Genomic DNA, 18,704 nt, shown 5'->3' on the forward strand with positions numbered 1-18,704 from the left:
TTATGAAAATTAAATATAGCATAGCTCTTCTAACAGCTACCCTGATGTTTTCAAGTTGCGAGAAGTTCTTAGATAGGCCGCAACTAACATCTGCAAATGATGACAATGCGTGGACGACAGAAGAAAACGTACGTCTTTATGCAAATAAATATTATACTGATTTTTTTGAAGGATATGGTTCAGGATTTTCTTTAGGAAGCTCCTACTTATTATCCTTCAGCGATGATGTTGTAAGACAGGGTAACCAAGCTGAATTTACTTTAGCTGTACCTAATAGTGGAATTTGGTCATACACAAACATTCGCTCCATTAACATTATGTTGGATCGTGTTGAAACTCGCATGTCAACGATATTAACACCTGAGGCATATAATCACTGGATTGGGATTGGAAGATTCTTCCGCGCAATGGCCTATTCTGATCTAGTCCTTGCGTATGGGGATGTTCCTTATTATGACAAACCTGTAAGTGATACTGATTTCGACGCATTATTCAAAAACCGTACTCCGAGAAATGAAGTAATGGATGCAGTTTATGAAGATTTAAAATTTGCTTTAGAAAATGTACGTTTGAGCGATGGTGTACAATCTGTTAACCGTTATGTAGTAGCAGGTTTTATTTCTCGAATTGCTTTATCAGAAGGCTCGTGGCAAAAATATTATTATGAAAATGATGATCAAGCTAAAAAGTTCTTTGAACTAGCTCTTGAAGCTGGAGAACTAGTGATTTCTAGTTCTAAATATGATATAGTCACGGATTATAGATCCCAGTTTACTTCAGAGAATCTCAGTGGAAATAAGGATATGATTCTTTATAGAGAATATAATGAATCTATTAATGTAAAGCATGCATTATTATCTACCCATAATTTAGCCGATAATGTGACATATGGACCATCATCGGACTTAATTAAGTCTTTTATTTGCGTGGATGGTTCTGTGTGGCAAAATTCATCTGAAACTAATGCTAATAATTTTGTAACATCACAATTATTCAAAACAAGAGATTCTAGATTTGAAGCGGTGTTTCATGAAAAACCAACTGCAAGAAATAGAGGTTCATTCCTGTATATTACGAAGTTCCTTCCTCGTGATGTTGAAGCACGTGTAGCTGCAGGTGGTGCTGCGGGTACAGCGTTTACAGGTGCTAATAATACTACGGACGCCCCTGTATTAAGATATGCAGAAGTTTTACTAAATTGGATAGAAGCCAAAGCTGAATTATCAACTTTGGGTGCAGCCGCAGTGGATCAATCAGATATCGATCGTTCAATTAATAAAATTCGTAACAGACCATTAGCTGCTGAAGCTATACAAAAAGGAGTTAAGAAAACAGCACCTATGACTTTAGGTATGTTACCTTCTGATCCAGAAAGAGACGTTACTATTTCTCCGCTTATGTGGGAGATTCGTAGAGAACGTCGTATGGAGATGACATTCGAGTTTAATCGCTTAGCAGATTTGAAACGTTGGAAAAAACTAGATTATATGGATACCGATGCTAATCCTGATTTATTAGCAGGAGGTTGGGTTGATTTCCCAAATCAAATTCCTGGAGAAATTAAATCAGGTATTTCAGTAGTTAAGCTTAATGGACAAATCGAAGTTTTTAATCCAGACAATCCAGAAAGTGCAGCAAAAATGGTTGGATTCTACCGTTATAGTTTGAATCGTTCAAGACAACAATTCTTAGGCTTAGGTAATGTTAATCCATATTTATCGCCTATTGGAAGAAACCAAATAAATGAGTATCAGTCTCGTGGTTATGTATTATCACAAACAGAAGGGTGGGCTCAAAATTAATTTTGAATTCATTATATATTAATCATACATATATGAAAATTACAAAGCATACTATTGGTAGATTATTGCTTGCCTTTATCAGCATAGCTTCATTTATATCATGTACGGAGGATTTCCCAGGAAATGTAGAATCAGATAAATATACAGATTTGAAATCTATACGTATAGTAAATGCTGGTGCATCTGGTCAGGAAATTCTAGAAGGTCAAATTAATCAGAATACTAAATCAATTACATTTCCAAGGATCGATACTTTGTCCGATTTTGAAAATATCAAATTCGAAGCCATTACTTCTGAAGGCTCAAAACTTGAAAAAGAAATTTTTGAAATTCCTTATCAAAGCGGAGATACACAAAGGGAAATCATTTTGAAAGTAACAAATTTACCTCGTTTTAAAGAATATAAGGCCATAATTCGATTTAAAGTACCCGTTTATGGCGCTAATTTAGATGCACCGTCATACTATGACTATTCTTCTAATGCATTAGGAAATCCGATTTACCCTTCTTTAGCAACGGCTAATACGAGAGGTACAGGTTTTGATGGAAATCATGTTCTGATCATAGAAAGAGGGGGTGCAGGTGTTCATTTATTAGAAGTTAATAAACTTAAAAATAATGTAATAGAACGTATCCCATTAAATATGGAAGGAGTTACTGGTGGTACTTTAACTGTAAATATGGGGGCTCAAGCTCATGGTCACTCTTATGTTGCGAATCTTTCTGGCGCTCATGCATCTCCATTGAAATTATACCATTGGTCTGATCCTTCAAAAGCTCCAGATGTTGTTGCAAATATCAACGTTGGTAGTTTAGCTGGTGCAGCTGTTCGTCACGGTGATACATTTTCCATCAACATTGATAAAAATGGTAATGGATATGCGTACTTTATGGCTTCTTCTCAGATAATTCGTTTGAAAATAACAAATTTTAAGGAAGGTTCTGAACCCACAGTTATTACTTCACGAATTAATTATGAGCAGTGGGGACATTATTCTCAAATAGGAACAACTGAATCTTATATTATTTCAGGACACTCTCAGCCTTTCTCATTAGTGAATAATGGAGCATCTGCTTCTTATACTATGAAAGTAGAATCTTTACCGAAAAGTTTAACAGATATTAAAATATTTACATTTAATGGTACGAGATACTTATTAGGTATTACTGTCCCTAGAGGTGCGCCTAATGGAACTTCAGCGACAATGTACCTTTATAATATTAATAGAGGTAGTAACATTGTTGATGCGCTGACTGCTTTAGAACAAACGGCTATTGACGGGAAAGTGGCACCTCATATATTTTCATTCGAAGTAGGCACAACCGTAAATATTTCACCTGGAACTCAAGCTGGATATCATATTATAAAAGATGCTTCAGGTAAAGATGAAAAGTTAATGCTATATGGAGCAACTTCTCAAGGAGGTTTCGCTATCATTGAGTTTGGTGTAGCTGTTGCTGAAGATTAATTTTTAAAGTAGACAATTATAAAGGACATCTAAAACTTATCCCTAATAAGAATTAGATGTCCTTTCATTATTTTAACCGTTATAAATTTTACTTTCCAAATGAAAATAATTTTAAATTATTTATTATTACTTTGTAGTGTAATATTATTATTTACTTCCTGTAGCAAGGAATCAGATGGTCCTAGTGTTTCTCCTCAGCCTACACCTGATCCCCCCTCCTCAGAATTAAAATTCCCACGTAAAGAAATGCGTGCTGCTTGGATGGCTACCGTTTGGGGAATAGATTGGCCTACTTCTAAAGAGATGGCTGTGCAGAAAAAGCAATATACTGATCTATTGGATAGATTAAAACAATTGAAGTTCAATACCGTTTTTGTACAGGTTCGCGGTATGGGCGATGCATTTTACAATTCTCCATATGAGCCATGGAGTGGTAATATCACAGGAACTCGCGGCAAGGACCCTGGATATGATGTGTTAAAATTTATGTTGGATGAAGCACATGCACGCGGCATTGAATTTCATGCATGGATAAATCCATATCGTATTGCTACACGTGCAGGCAGTAATACATCTTATCCTGCATTACATAGTTCTATTCAACAAAGTTGGGTAGTAGATCACGAAAAGATTCAGATTTACAATCCTGCTTTGCCAGAGGTAAGACAGCGTCTATCGGATATCGTGAAGGATCTTGTTACAAAATACGATGTTGATGGGTTACACATGGATGATTATTTTTATCCAGATCCTTCTAGCGCAGGTACCATGAAATCAGATGATGAAGACTTTAATAGATTAAAAGGTAATTTTACGGATAAAAATGCTTGGAGACGTGATAATGTCGATAAAGCTATTGAGTTAATATATAATACTATTAAAACACATAAGCCGTCAGTTGTATTTTCTATTTCTCCAGCAGCTAGTAGAAGCTATAATTATAATACCTTATATGCAGACTTACCTAAATGGACCCAAGCGGGATGGGTGGATATTTTAATCCCTCAATTATATCAAGAGATAGGTAATTCCTCTAATCCCTTCGAACGTAATTTAGCTGATTGGACGCAGTTTAGAGGTAAATCTAAAGTGGTTATTGGTCACGGGTATTATAAGTTTGGAGCAACTGACGGTGGTGCAAAATTTCAAAATGTACAAGAGCTGGAGAATCAATTTAACCTGGTTAGAAATAACAGGTATACTGTAGGTTCTGCTATATATTCCTCCAGAGATATACTTGCGAATAGAATTGGAATCACAGACAAATTAGCTGAACTATACGCCAAAGATGTTTTGATGCCTTTTGCAGGTCGCGAAGTAGCTACTGCTCCAGTTGTTCCAAGTAATCTAAAGTTAACAGGCAGCGAGTTGAACTGGGTTGGCTCAGGTAATAATATTCGTTTTGCTGTTTATTATTTCAGTAGCCTTACTGCAGAGGGTGAGTTAGTTGGTGTTACTGCTGCTAATAAAATTAATGTTACTAAAAATGGTCATTATGCTGTAACTGCATTGAACGAAGATCACGTAGAAAGTAAACCCTCAAATACAGTAGAGAAGAAATAAATAATAAATACCAATAAGGGTATCTTTAGATGCCCTTTAATTATACTTATGAAAAAAATATTTTTAGCACTCACTTTCAGTTTATGTCTTTCGGCAGTATTAGCTCAGTCCGCATTTAAATTTGCACAAATCACAGATACGCACATCGGAGGTCATTCTGGTGAAGAGGATTTGCGTCGAACGGTAGAAGATCTTAATAGTCAGACTGATATTGACTTTGTAATACTTTCAGGCGATGTCACTGAATTTGGTTCGGATGAGGAGTTGAAATTAGCCAAAAGGATATTGGATGGACTTAAATTGCCCCTGTATATCGTGCCAGGAAATCATGATAGCAATTGGTCAGAAAGTGGTGCGAATTCTTTTCGTAAAGTATTTGGTGGAGAAACTTTCTTTTTTGAACATAAAGGTTTTCAGTTTTTAGGTACAACCTCTGGACCTAATATGCGCATGAGTCCAGGTCAGATTCCACGTGAAAATTTAGTGTGGATAGACAGTATTTTTAAGGCACATCCAAATAAAGAGATACCTATGATTTCAATTAATCATTATCCATTAGATTCTTCGCTAAACAATTGGTACGAATTGGTGGATCGTTTGCAAACAAGAAATATTCAATTTGCATTATGCGGTCATGGACATAGTAACAAGCTGTACGATTGGGATGGAATTCCGGGCGTGATGAGTCGTTCAAATCTTCGTGCTAAAGCAGAAGTAGGTGGTTATAATATCATTACGCTGACGAAGGATTCTGTTTTCTTTCAAGAACGAAATCCATCAGTTTCTACACAAAACGCTTGGTTGAAGTTTCCATTAAAAAAACTAACATTCGACGGCAACTACAAACGTCCTGATTTCTCCGTGAATGCAACGACTAAAGCAAAAGTAGCTTGGGAATATATTAATGATGGTGATTTGGGGGCTGGATTTAGTTCCGATGGCAAATTAGCCTTCACAGCCAATACCATTGGAGAATTATACGCATTGGATATCAAAACAGGACTAAGAAAATGGGTATTTCAAACTGGTGGTAAAATTTATTCTACTCCCGCAGTAGCAAATGGTATTGTCATGGTTGGATCTTCGGATAATTTTATCTACGCTGTAAATAGTAAAACAGGGAAAGAAATTTGGAAAGTACAAGCTGATCATGCGGTATTAGGATCACCGAATATTTACAAAGGAAAAGTTTATATCGGGGCTTCGGATGGTATTTTCAGATGTATTGATTTGAAATCTGGTAAAGTCGTGTGGACATACGATCAGGTCAAAAACTATGTGTCTACATTACCTACCATTGCAGATGGAAAAGTGATATTTGGTTCTTGGGGTAATGGGTTTTATGCGTTGGATGTCAATACAGGTAGGTTGGTCTGGGAATGGAATAATGGTCATACCAACAGAATGTTTTCGGCAGCAGCTTGTTATCCAGTGGTCGCTAATAATCGTGTGTTTATCGTTGCACCAGATCGTTTTATGTCAGCATTAGATCTCAAAACAGGTAAAGTAATTTGGAGAGAAAAGAAGGATGAATACCGTGTTCGCGAATCAATGGGTCTATCCTTTGATGAAAAATACGTATACGCAAAGACTATGGATGGTGAATTAATAGGAATTCCAGTGACTGCTAATCATATGGATGTGAGCTGGAAATCAAAGCTAAAATTACCATATGAGTTAACACCTTCGGCTATTTATAGCAATAAGGATTTGGTTGTGGTACCGAATAATTCTGGATTAGTATCTGCAGTACATCCGAAATCTGGTGAAGTGCTTTGGCAATATAAAATTACCAATGGCATGGTGAATCCGACTCTGGTAACCAAAAAATATATAATTGCAAGTACAATGGACGGTAAGATCGTCAAACTAACTTACTAGTTATAGTAACCAGTCATGAAAAGAATAATATCTTTAATCCTTCAACTTTGTATAGTTTCCTTGACTTTTGCGCAGCAGCAGCAGCAGCAGCAGCAGCAGTCGTGGATTCGGATAAATCAACTTGGCTATTTGCCAGAAAGTACTAAAGTGTTGGTTTGGGTTTCCAAAACGGATACTAGAATTAAATCTTTTACAGTAATTGATGCCAAGACCAATAAGTCAGTTTACAAAGGTAAAGTCAATAAAATATTCGGAAAATATGGTCCTTTTGATCAAGGTGCAAGATTGGATATTTCAGCTGTAAAAAAAGAGGGTACATACATCGTAAAAACGAATGATGGAACTTCATCAGCTGTGATTAAAATAAATAAAGATGTATATAAAGGATCAGCAGATTATGCATTGCGGTATATGCGTCAACAACGGACATTATTCAATCCCTATTTAAAAGATAGTTGTCATACGCACGATGGCTTCACGATGTATGCTTCCTCAGTTGGTTTACCTGATAGCACGCATATTGACGCTGGAGGTGGCTGGCACGATGCGTCCGATTATTTGCAATATTCCACTACTTCTGCTAACGCAACTTTTCATTTGTTAGCAGCATATCGCGATTTTCCGCAGGTATTTTCAGACGAAAAACAAGCAAATGGCTTGGATGGCAAAAATGGAATTGCGGATGTATTGGATGAAGCAAAATGGGGATTAGATTGGTTGTTAAAAATGCATCCTAAACCAAATATGATGTTCAATCAAATAGCCGATGATCGAGATCATTCTGGATACAGGTTGCCAGGCTTGGATTCTTTATATGGAAGAGGTCATGAGCGTCCAGTATATTTTATCGATGGCAAGCCACAGCAACGTGGCAAGTTCATGAATAATACCACAGGCACCAGCTCTACTGCCGCAAAATTCACTAGTGCATTCTCATTGGGGTATCACTTGTTAAAAAAAACGCACAAAGATTATGCAGAAAAACTGAAGGAAAAAGCCAAAACAGCATATGATTACGCCCACATCAAACCCGGTGTCACACAAACTGTCTCTGTTAAATCACCTTATATCTATGCCGAAGACAATTGGGTGGACGATATGGAATTAGCGGAAGCAATGATGTATTCTTTGGGTAAAGACAAATCTAATCTTACGAAAGGCTTGGATTATGCGCGTCAAGAGCCCGTTACACCTTGGATGATTCGAGACACGGCAAATCATTACCAATATTATCCATTTATCAATTTGGGTCATTATGAATTGGCTAAATTGATGGAAGGCAAGCAGAAGGAGGAGGTTTTGAAGTATTACAAAGATGGGATAGAGTACGTGTGGAATAGAGCCAGAGAAAATATGTTTTATCGTGGTGTCCCTTACATTTGGTGTAGCAATAATTTAACAACATCCTTTGCTATTCAAGCATATTGGTACAAAAAATTGACTGGCGATGCACAATATCAGGAATTAGAACAAGCAAATTTTGATTGGTTATTTGGTGTAAATCCTTGGGGAACAAGTATGGTGATCGGTTTACCTGCTGATGGTGATACCCCAGTATATCCACATTCATCGTTTACTTATTTGCATAATTATACCATTGATGGTGGATTAGTAGATGGACCAGTTTATGCCAGGACATACAATAATTTAATTGGAATTCAGTTATTAAAACCAGATGGTTATGCTGAATTTCAAAGTGATTTAGTAGTTTACCACGATGATTTTGGTGATTACAGCACGAATGAGCCAACAATGGACGGTACGGCGTCGTTGATTTATCTGCTCTCAGCAAAGGAAGCAGAGAGTAAAAAAAAAAGATAACAGATGAATATGGCGCTGTAGTGCGCGGTAATCCAGAGAATAGAAATATAAGTCTCGTTTTTACAGGTGATGAATTTCGAGATGGATTACCGCATATTAGCCACGTATTGGAAAAGAAAGATGTGGGTGCTTCTTTTTTTGTGACAGGTAAATTTTTAGAAGATAAAAAGTCGGTAAATCTTCTGAAAAAATTAGCAAAGAAAGGACATTATATCGGACCACATTCAGATAAGCATTTATTGTATTCACCGTGGGAAAATCGTGATAGCTTATTGCTGACCAAAATGGAGTTTGTAAATGATTTGGAAGCGAACGTACAATGTCTGGAAAAAATAGGTATTGAAAGAGGAAATATTTTTATTGCGCCTTATGAGTGGTACAATAAAAAAATTGTAGAGTGGTCAACAGAAATGGGCTTTCAGGTGTACAATTTTACACCGGGGTTGCGAACTCCTGCTGATTATACTTATCCAGAAATGGGTGCTAGATATATGTCTTCCTTTAGGATTTTGAACCAATTACATGAATTTGAAAAGGCAAACGGGTTGAATGGTTATATTATTCTTATTCATTTAGGGACTGATTCGCGCCGTACGGATAAATTATATTTGAAACTGGAACAAATCATAGATGAATTGCGCTCAAAAAAATATAATTTCGTATCGCTTGAAAATTTATAATTGCGTTTTTTTGCGTGTTTTGTAAAAAAGTCGCATATTTACGATATTAAAATAAAATTAAGATTTCGATTTAGATGGTTAATACAACAGAGAAGGATTCGAATTATCAGGATTTGGACAAAATGTCTGTCCTTGAGTTACTTATTAATATAAATAAAGAAGATAAAACAGTTCCTTTAGCAGTGGAACGGTCAATCCCTCAGATTGAGGCTTTAGTTGATGTGGCAGTAGCGGGAATGAAAAAAGGTGGTCGGATTTTTTATATAGGAGCTGGAACGAGCGGTCGTTTAGGTATTTTAGATGCTTCGGAATGTCCACCTACATATGGTGTTCCATTTGATTGGGTAATCGGTCTTATTGCTGGTGGTGATACCGCTATTCGCAAAGCAGTTGAGTTTGCAGAAGATGATATGCAACAAGCGTGGAAAGATTTAGATGAATATGTAATCACAGAAAACGATATTATTATAGGAATTGCAGCTTCTGGTACGACTCCTTATGTGATTGGTGGTTTGCAAGAGGCAAATAAACGTGGCATAGCCACAGGTTGTGTGGTATGTAATGGCGGTTCACCGATTGCGGCTATCGCAAAATATCCTGTAGAAGTAATTGTGGGTCCTGAATTTGTAACAGGTTCTACACGTATGAAATCAGGTACAGCACAAAAATTAGTGTTGAATATGATCAGTACTTCTGTTATGATCCAATTGGGACGCGTGAAGGGAAACAAAATGGTAGACATGCAATTATCAAATCACAAATTAGTAGGTCGTGGTGTGCGCATGGTTATGGCTGAAACAGGCGCTGAAGAAACTTTAGCAACAGAATTGTTGGAAAAGTTTGGAAATGTGCGTCAAGCTATCGAAGCATTCAATCAAAAACAATACTAAACATTAAAGACTATATATGTCTCCTATAATATTATTATCATTTCTAGTAGTTTATTTTGCTGTATTATTGGCTGTTTCACATTTTACATCTAAAGGCTCGGCAGATAACTCCACCTTTTTCGTAGCTAACCGTAATTCCAAATGGTATTTAGTTGCTTTTGGAATGATTGGTACTGCACTATCAGGTGTTACATTTATTTCTGTTCCAGGAGATATTGGTAATGCACCGGCTGGTTTAGCAGCGAATAATTTTAGTTATTTCCAATTCGTTTTGGGAAATGCACTAGGCTTTATCATTATTGCTTACGTACTATTGCCATTGTATTATCGTATGAATCTAACTTCCATCTATACCTATTTGGAAGAAAGATTAGGGTATAAAAGTTACAAGTCTGGTGCGATGATCTTTTTAGTGTCACGTACTATCGGTTCAGCATTTCGTCTTTATTTGGTAGCTATTGTATTGCAACGCTATATTTTTGATGCTTGGAATATTCCTTTTATCGTAACCGTAGCGGGCTGTTTGTTGTTAATTTGGTTATATACCAACAAAGGTGGTCTAAAAACAATTATTATCACAGATACATTGCAAACTACATTCTTAGTGCTTGCTGTAATTTTGTCAATCTATTTTATGGCAGATGGACTTGGAATTACAGTAGTAGAAGCATTTGAAAAAGTAAAAGATAGTTCTTATTCTAAAGTTTTTGTTTGGGAAAATCTTTTAGGTGATACAAGACACTTCTGGAAACATATTATTGGTGGTGCTTTTGTTACAATTGCAATGACTGGTCTTGACCAAGATTTGATGCAAAAGAACTTAAGTATGAAAACAATTGGTGAAGCGCAAAAGAATATGATGACTTTCACATCCATTTTTGTGGTTATCAATGTGTTCTTCTTGTGTGTTGGAGCTTTGTTGTATTTCTACGCTGAAGCAAATGGTATCAATGTGAAAGATTTGGGTAAGTCGGATTATTTGTACCCAGAGATTGCGTTGAAACATTTAGGATTGTTACCAGGAATCGTATTTATGATGGGCTTGACGGCTGCAACTTTTGCGACAACGGATTCTGCTTTGACTGCACTGACGACATCATACTGCGTGGATTTCTTAGGTTTCAATAAAAAGGAAAATCCAAATGATCCTAAATTGGTGAAGCAAAGAAACATTGTACACATGGCATTCTCTATTGTGATGTTGCTTGTGATTTTGTTATTCCATGTGATCAATGATGACTCGGTAGTATCAGCAATTTTCAAAATTGCGGGTTACACCTATGGGCCATTATTGGGTTTATTTGCCTTCGGTATTTTGACAAAACGTCAAGTGAATGACAATCTTGTACCATATATCTGCGTGTTGGCACCGATTCTTATTTGGTTAATGACCTTATATGTATTGCCACATACTACATACAAAATTGGTTTCGAATTGATCGTTTACAACGGATTAATTACGTTCATATTATTGTGGTTTACTTCTCCAGGAAGAGCTTCAGATAAGCAATTGTCGGCTAAATAATAAAGCCTATAAGTGATTTGTGTGTGCAAAAAATTAACACTAAGTTTGAGTATTAGTTTTTTGTACACATGTATCATTTAATAGACGACACGGTTTCCTTTATTCGTCAACGCATTGGCGATTTCACTCCCGAATTTGGTATTATATTAGGTACAGGCTTAGGAAAGCTTGTCAATGAAATCGAAGTACACTATCAATTAATGTACTCAAACATTCCTAATTTCCCTATTTCCACTGTTGAATTTCATTCCGGCAAGTTAATATTCGGTACCCTAAATGGTCGAAAAGTAGTAGCTATGCAAGGTCGTCTGCATTTCTATGAAGGGTACAATATGCAGGAAATTACATTCCCAGTACGGGTAATGAAAGATCTTGGCATACAAAAGCTTTTCGTTTCCAATGCTTCGGGTTCGCTAAATCCAGATATCAAAAAGGGCGATATTGGAATTATAGATGATCATATCAATCTGTTGCCAGATAATCCTTTACGTGGTCCAAACGACGAACAATATGGGAATCGTTTTCCGGATATGAGTGCGCCATACGATAAGACTATGCAGCAGCAGGCTATTGAAATTGCGCAGCGAGTAGGGGTAAAAGCGCACCGTGTAGTGTATGTCTCTACGCCAGGGCCTAATTTAGAGACGAGAGCTGAATACCGCTATATGCGGATTATAGGTGGTGATATAGTTGGGATGAGTACAGTTCCCGAAGTGATTGTTGCAAATCATATGCATTTACCTGTTTTCGCAATTTCCGTAGTTACAGATGAAGGTTTTCATGCGGATTTGAAGCCTGTTTCTTTGCAAGAAATTGTAAAAGTTGCTGCTGAAATAGAACCCAAAATGACGCAGGTGTTAAAAGAGTTAATTGCACTACAATAACATCTAAATTTCTTTATTTTTGCCAAGTATATATTGAGTAGTTGATGAGTAGTTATTTTGTACGCAGCTTATTAAGTTTAATTTTCTTTTTCACATTGACATTTGCACTACAAGCGCAAGTGAATGATGAATTCAGTTCGGCATTGGATTCAGCTAGAGCCAAAGAGGATAACAAAAAGGATTCGGTAGTTTTTACAGCGAAATATATTCGGTTTGCCACATTAGGGATGTTGAAAAATGCGACCCAAACCCAGCAAATAGATACTACACATTACAATTTCCAATATTATAATCAACAAAATTTGCCTTGGAATCCCAGTATCCATTTAGGATCTTATGGTTTAGCAACTCGTGATTTATTATTTCAGCCAACAAAAAAAATAGGTTTTCAACCTGGTTTTCATGCATTGGAGCGTTATTTATTAACTTCTGACTCTGTATTGTACTATCGGGCAAGAGCTAGATATTCAGAATTATATGCTGTAGGTTTTTTTTTCCAAGACCAAGTATTTAAGGTGAAATTAGCTCAAAATATTCGACCAAATTGGAATATAGGTGTTGATTATCATGCCACCAATACGGAGGGGTATTTTTTTAATCAAGATTATTCAGATCGAAAGGGTGCGGTCCATACATGGTATGAGTCTCCAAGTAAAAGGTATAATTTGCTCGCAAATATGACTTTTAACAAGCTTGATGCACCTGAGAATGGTTCGGTTGTTAATGATACTCTATTTCGGGATAAAAACTTAAACTCATGGTTTTCAGCGCGAACACGTTTGAATGGTCAAAGACAAACTAGGCCATATAATAAATGGAATGACAACAGCTTCTTTTTGCGTCAATCATATTTTTTAGGGCGATTGGATACGGTCAATAACGGGTTGCCAGAAATGGAAATACATCCCACTAATGCCATTGCGCATAATACACATATTCGACAACAGCGATTTGTGTTTTACAAAAATGAAGATGATACGTTTAGTGCTTTTCCATTTGGCAATTTTAAGGAAGTACATGATACAACCAAAGTAACAACCATTTCTAATGAATTTACCTATGCTTTTTATTTACGGCCAAAAAGTGTTTTAAAAAATGAAGCTAAATTGAATTTGGGATTTCAAAATGATTTGATATGGTTGGCGGACAGTCTTTCTTCTAACTTTTATCAAAATTCCTCCGTTAAAGGTGATGCAAGTTATAAATTCTCAGATCGTATTAATTTTAATGTAGGGCTAAATCAGATTGTCTTGGGACATAATTTTGGCGATTATCTTTATGAAGCAAAAGCAGACATTTTGATTGGTGAGAATGTGGGTAAGATTTCATTGGGGGCATACTCACAAAATAAATCTCCTGAAATGGTATTTAATCGTATGAATTATACATACCACCAATGGAATAATGATTTGGATAAGACTAAAACTCAGAATTTATCATTTGCATATACCAATCCGAAGTTGGGATTTAAAGGTAGAGTGGAATATTTCTTAATTGATAATTATACCTATTTTAAAGAAATAGATAATCCAAATGAAGACGGTAGATTGGATAAAGTGATTGAAGCTGCCCAATATGGAAAATTAAACTTTTTAAAAGCTACTGTAGAACAGAACTTTAAATTTGGTAAATTCCATTTGGATAATCGTGTTGTTTATCAAAAATCCGATGCAATGGATGTGATAGCGACACCTGAATTATATACTTGGCATAGCTTCTATTTTGATTCGAGATGGTTTGATGTGTTGAATATTCGAATTGGTACTGATATTCGATTTAATACACCTTTTGTCACTCCATCTTATTCGATTAATACTGGACAGTTTTATAATACAAATACCAGCTTAGAGTTTTCAACTTATCCAATAGTTGATTTTTGGGCGACTATGAATATTAAGCGTGTAAATCTTTTTATTAGTAACAATTTTACGAATCAATATTTGTATCCAAAGGGATACTATTCTGTACGTCGTTATCCAATGAATCCAGCCAACTTTAGATTTGGTGCATCTTGGAAATTTTATGACTAAAAACTATCTGTCTTTTTATTAGGAATTTACAGTATTTGATAGTAAAAAAGTTTAAAAAACATTTTGAAACTTAAAAATTAGGGCTATATTTGCACACGCAATCGGGATAAGGTTGTGGAGTTCTGATAAAGAAAAACAAAAATGTTTGGAGGCTTAGCTCAGCTGGTTCAGAGCATCTGCCTTACAAGCAGAGGGTCACTGGTTCGAATCCAGTAGCCTCCACCAAACATTCTAAGGAGAATTAGCTCAGCTGGTTCAGAGCATCTGCCTTACAAGCAGAGGGTCACTGGTTCGAATCCAGTATTCTCCACCATCCATACGGAGGCTTAGCTCAGCTGGTTCAGAGCATCTGCCTTACAAGCAGAGGGTCACTGGTTCGAATCCAGTAGCCTCCACTCTACAAATGAAAGCATCAAGAGATTGATGCTTTTTGCTGTTATAACCTAATTTTTAAATATACACTTTTTATAAACTATGTTCTTCTGTATTGGACACGTATTATGTGTGCGTGCGATAATACCGATTTGAACACCCGATAGCGTGGATATTTTATCTGTAAGGTAAACTTCTAATAATTTTACTATCCCTCAGTAATTCAGATTAGCAGATAGATAACTCATCACACTTTTCATTTAGAGTATGTTTTACCATATTTATCTTTGTGTATAAAAGAACATATCTTATAGCTTGAACTTTTGTTTTCTATATCCTTAAGATGTGTTTTAAAGCTGAAATATTTTTTGTTTTTAGTTTACAAACTATCGATTGCACTTAGTTGTCACTTCTTTGAATTCGTAAATTTTTCTTGTTTTTAAAATATAGTTAACTATAGTGATAGGTTATTAGTAGCTTGAATTATTTACTACTAACTTATATAAACTATGAAAAAAAAATACCTATTCAAAAGAATAATTCCTATTGGATTTTTAGGAATTTTTACAAGTAGTGGGATATTTGCCGCTCCCCTACATCTATCTGCCGCGACGAATTTGCGTATTATTATTCAAAACGAAATTTCTGGAAAAGTTGTAGATGCGCAGGGCAATCCTATTCCTAGTGTCACTATCTCAAGTTCAGATGGCAAATCCACAAGTACATCAGTTAGTGGAGAATTTAAAATTCTAGCCAAAGTAGGAGATGTGTTGACACTTAAAAGTGTAGGCTTTCAGACGCAGCAATATACGATTAGGAACTCATCAGCAAACATTATACAATTGGTAGAAGATGTTGGTAATCTGGAAGAAGTTGTTATTGTAGGTTACGGAAGACAACGAAAGGGAAATCTAACGGGTGCGATATCTTCTGTCAATGCAGATCAGCTAAAAAATATTTCCCCATCCAATTTGTCTAATACTTTGGCTGGACGTGCGCCAGGTGTCAACGTTACCAATACTTCTGGTATGGCTGGAGCATCTTCCAGCTTACGTATTCGTGGTAGCTTTGCCGAGCCGCTATATGTTATTGATGGTATCGTTAGAGATAAAGCTGCATTCGATGCTTTGGAAGCAAATGAAGTTGATCAAATGAGTTTTTTGAAAGATGCAGCAACTGCTGCTGTATATGGAACACGCGCTGGTAATGGTGTAGTGGTCGTAACTACTAAGAAAGGAACGATTCAAGCGCCTGTCTTTAATGTACAAAGTAATTATACTTTAGGTGCACCAACACAAACATTGCTGGCGGATATTACCACGGCTGCTGATGAATTGACATATCAAAATCGTGTATCTCAGTTTTTATGGGAACGTGGTGATCGATCAACACCTTGGGTGGCACCTAACACGCAAAAAGAATTTGATTATTTTAAAGATAAGGTATATAGCGTCAATGATATGATTTGGCGTAATCCTTTTAGCCATAGACAATCCATTTCTTTGACCGGTGGTGGAGATAGAATAACTTATTACAATTTGTTAAGTTATAGAAAAGAGAATGGATCGTACAAATCATTAGAACATGAAAAGTTCAATTTGAGGAGTAATGTTAGTGCACGTGTGACTGATGATTTCAGTATTGATGTAAATATTGCAGCAAATCAAACTAACTCAAAACGTTTTTATTGGCCGTTTAGCACATCTGCTGCAGATGATGATTTTGATGTTTCAGATTTTTATCGTGTGACATTCAATTGGCCAAAAATGTATCCATTTTATCTAAATGCTGATGGATCACCAAGTAGCACGCCAACTGAATATCCGGTGCAAACACCTATGGGCAGCTGGCAGGCCTGGAACGTGATTGATCAAGTGATTGGAAATCGTTACATAGACCGTAAAGTACGTCAAGTGAATCCGATAATGACCTTAAATTATAAACTTGATAAGTTAGTAGAAGGTTTGTCTACGAAAGTAGTAGGAAGTTATGTGGCTGATGATTATATGCGTAAGAGATTCATGACATTCCAAAAGAACTATACATTTACGTCTTTGGATGCCAGTGACAATAGATTTATTCCTGCACCCCCTACTGAAGATAAAATCAATATTTTTACATTTAGTCAAGCCCAGCCTTTCTTAGATTATACACCACAGCGAGAGTGGCAATACCAATTAAACTGGTTTTTAAACTATAATCGCACATTCAACAAACATTCAATTGATGCCATGTTAGTTTATGAGCAATATAAATTTGGCGGCACATACGTTAACTCAAGAGCAGAGAATCCAATAGTAAGCTTAGATCAAATGTATATTTATCCTACAGATCGTAATTTCAGATCAACTAATGCAAGCGAATCTGTAGATGCACGTCGTGGTGTTATTGGTCGTGCCAATTATAACTATTCAGATAAATATATTGCAGAATTCTCATTCCGCTATGATGGTTCACCGTTATTTCCTGGTGACAAGCGTTGGGGCTTTTTCCCTTCCATGTCTGCAGCATGGCGTATTTCAGAAGAAAGCTTTTTCGAAAGTGCTAAAGGCTCATTTAATGACTTGAAGCTAAGAGCATCGTTCGGTACTACGGGTAATGATTTAAATGTCGGCGCGGTGAAGATTGCACAATTCTTATATCAGGAAAACTATGCGCCTTCAGGAGGATATATTTTTGGAGACCGCTACTACAATGGTGTAACTTATGGTTCTAATCCTACGCAAAATCTTACATGGACAACTTCAAAAAGTTATAACCTAGGTCTAGACTTTGCAATGGCAAATAATCGTCTTTCTGGTAATATTGATGTTTTCAAAAGAGATGAGACAGATATTTTGGGTGGTAGAAATTTGATCGTTCCAGATAATTACGGTCGCACATTAGCGCCTGAAAATTATGCTGCTCGAAGTTATAAAGGTGGTGAATTTACGTTGGGATGGAATGATCGTGCAGGAGAATTTTCTTATGGTATAACAGCCAACATGGGTTATGCAGTCGATCAATGGAATATTTATGATGAAGAACCTTCATATGAATCAGGAAGAGAGCAGAATTTTAGATCAAGAATAGGTCGACCAGAGAACAGAATTATTGGTTTGGAAGCAGTAGATATAGTAAGAACGCAGGCTCAATTGGATGATCTTATTGGCAAAGGCTTTAAAACGTATGGTCGTGATCCTTACTTAGGAATGATTTTGTATAAAGATGTTAAAGGTGCTAATTATTCAGGTGGTCCTGACGGAAAAATCGATGATAATGATATGATGTTGTTATCAGAGAATAATACTCCGCGAATTAATTATGGATTAGGGTTAAATGCAAGTTGGAAAGGTTTATCTATTTCAGCTTTATTACAAGGTGTAATGGCTTACGATAGAATTATAAGTAATCAAGAAGGTGCAGGTATGCGTCAGCATGGTGGTTCATTCCGTCCATATTACCCAATATGGGCTGGTGATGTGTGGACTCCAGAAAATCCAAATGCTCAATATCCTCGCGTAGTAGGGTCAAATTGGCAAGAATCTGGTAGTGTAGCATCTACTTTCTGGATCAGAAATGGTGCTTACATGCGTTTGCGTGATTTTAATGTTTCATACGGGCTACCGCAATCTATTGCAAATGCTATGAAAATAAAGAGCGTAAATGTATTCTTCAATGGAACTAATTTATTTGTGTTATCACCTATGACAGAGTTTCATGATCCGGAACAAAAGATGTATGATTCCTACCCAGTGATGAAGACATTTACATTAGGTTTAGATGTTAAATTTTAATGATTATTACT

The 18,704-nt window shown here is 36.3% G+C and carries 11 protein-coding genes and 3 tRNA genes; all 14 read left to right on the forward strand.

Annotated elements, in window-relative coordinates:
- Window positions 1-2 precede the first annotated feature (2 nt).
- The 14 genes from FLS47_RS02200 (at window position 3) to FLS47_RS02260 (ending at window position 18,693) form a co-directional block, all read left to right on the forward strand.
- Entirely contained in the window at window positions 3-1,802 is a 1,800-nt protein-coding gene (locus tag FLS47_RS02200) for a RagB/SusD family nutrient uptake outer membrane protein (protein WP_149912764.1), read from the forward strand.
- Window positions 1,803-1,834: 32 nt separating this feature from the next.
- Window positions 1,835-3,271, forward strand: a complete 1,437-nt coding sequence (locus FLS47_RS02205; RefSeq protein WP_149912765.1) for a DUF4623 domain-containing protein — start codon at window positions 1,835-1,837, stop codon at window positions 3,269-3,271.
- A gap of 99 nt (window positions 3,272-3,370) precedes the next feature.
- Window positions 3,371-4,834, forward strand: a complete 1,464-nt coding sequence (locus FLS47_RS02210; RefSeq protein WP_149912766.1) for a glycoside hydrolase family 10 protein — start codon at window positions 3,371-3,373, stop codon at window positions 4,832-4,834.
- A 48-nt stretch (window positions 4,835-4,882) separates the two neighbouring features.
- On the forward strand, window positions 4,883-6,715 hold the full coding sequence (locus FLS47_RS02215; protein ID WP_149912767.1) for an outer membrane protein assembly factor BamB family protein: 1,833 nt from the start codon (window positions 4,883-4,885) through the stop codon (window positions 6,713-6,715).
- A 15-nt stretch (window positions 6,716-6,730) separates the two neighbouring features.
- Complete coding sequence (locus FLS47_RS02220) at window positions 6,731-8,536, forward strand: glycoside hydrolase family 9 protein (RefSeq protein ID WP_223225096.1); 1,806 nt, start codon at window positions 6,731-6,733, stop codon at window positions 8,534-8,536.
- A gap of 20 nt (window positions 8,537-8,556) precedes the next feature.
- The gene (locus FLS47_RS18360; protein WP_223225097.1) at window positions 8,557-9,216 is read left to right on the forward strand and encodes a polysaccharide deacetylase family protein; all 660 of its coding nucleotides are present in this window, start codon (window positions 8,557-8,559) and stop codon (window positions 9,214-9,216) included.
- Between the two features lie 74 nt (window positions 9,217-9,290).
- Window positions 9,291-10,106, forward strand: coding sequence for an N-acetylmuramic acid 6-phosphate etherase (gene murQ, locus FLS47_RS02225; RefSeq protein ID WP_149912768.1), 816 nt, complete (start codon window positions 9,291-9,293; stop codon window positions 10,104-10,106).
- A 16-nt stretch (window positions 10,107-10,122) separates the two neighbouring features.
- Window positions 10,123-11,631: a sodium:solute symporter gene (locus FLS47_RS02230; protein ID WP_149912769.1), complete on the forward strand. Its 1,509-nt coding sequence runs from the start codon at window positions 10,123-10,125 to the stop codon at window positions 11,629-11,631.
- 68 nt (window positions 11,632-11,699) lie between these two features.
- Window positions 11,700-12,515 (forward strand): purine-nucleoside phosphorylase, encoded by an 816-nt coding sequence (locus tag FLS47_RS02235; RefSeq protein ID WP_149912770.1) that lies wholly within the window; start codon window positions 11,700-11,702, stop codon window positions 12,513-12,515.
- Window positions 12,516-12,559: 44 nt separating this feature from the next.
- Window positions 12,560-14,545, forward strand: coding sequence for a putative porin (locus FLS47_RS02240; RefSeq protein ID WP_149912771.1), 1,986 nt, complete (start codon window positions 12,560-12,562; stop codon window positions 14,543-14,545).
- Window positions 14,546-14,692: 147 nt separating this feature from the next.
- Window positions 14,693-14,770, forward strand: a tRNA-Val gene (locus tag FLS47_RS02245).
- A gap of 10 nt (window positions 14,771-14,780) precedes the next feature.
- Window positions 14,781-14,858: transfer RNA gene (locus tag FLS47_RS02250), tRNA-Val, on the forward strand.
- 7 nt (window positions 14,859-14,865) lie between these two features.
- Window positions 14,866-14,940 (forward strand) — tRNA-Val (locus tag FLS47_RS02255).
- 486 nt (window positions 14,941-15,426) lie between these two features.
- Window positions 15,427-18,693 (forward strand): SusC/RagA family TonB-linked outer membrane protein, encoded by a 3,267-nt coding sequence (locus FLS47_RS02260; RefSeq protein WP_149912772.1) that lies wholly within the window; start codon window positions 15,427-15,429, stop codon window positions 18,691-18,693.
- Window positions 18,694-18,704 lie beyond the last annotated feature (11 nt).

The sequence above is a fragment of the Sphingobacterium cavernae genome, assembly GCF_008520265.1.
Taxonomy (GTDB): Bacteria; Bacteroidota; Bacteroidia; order Sphingobacteriales; family Sphingobacteriaceae; genus Sphingobacterium; species Sphingobacterium cavernae.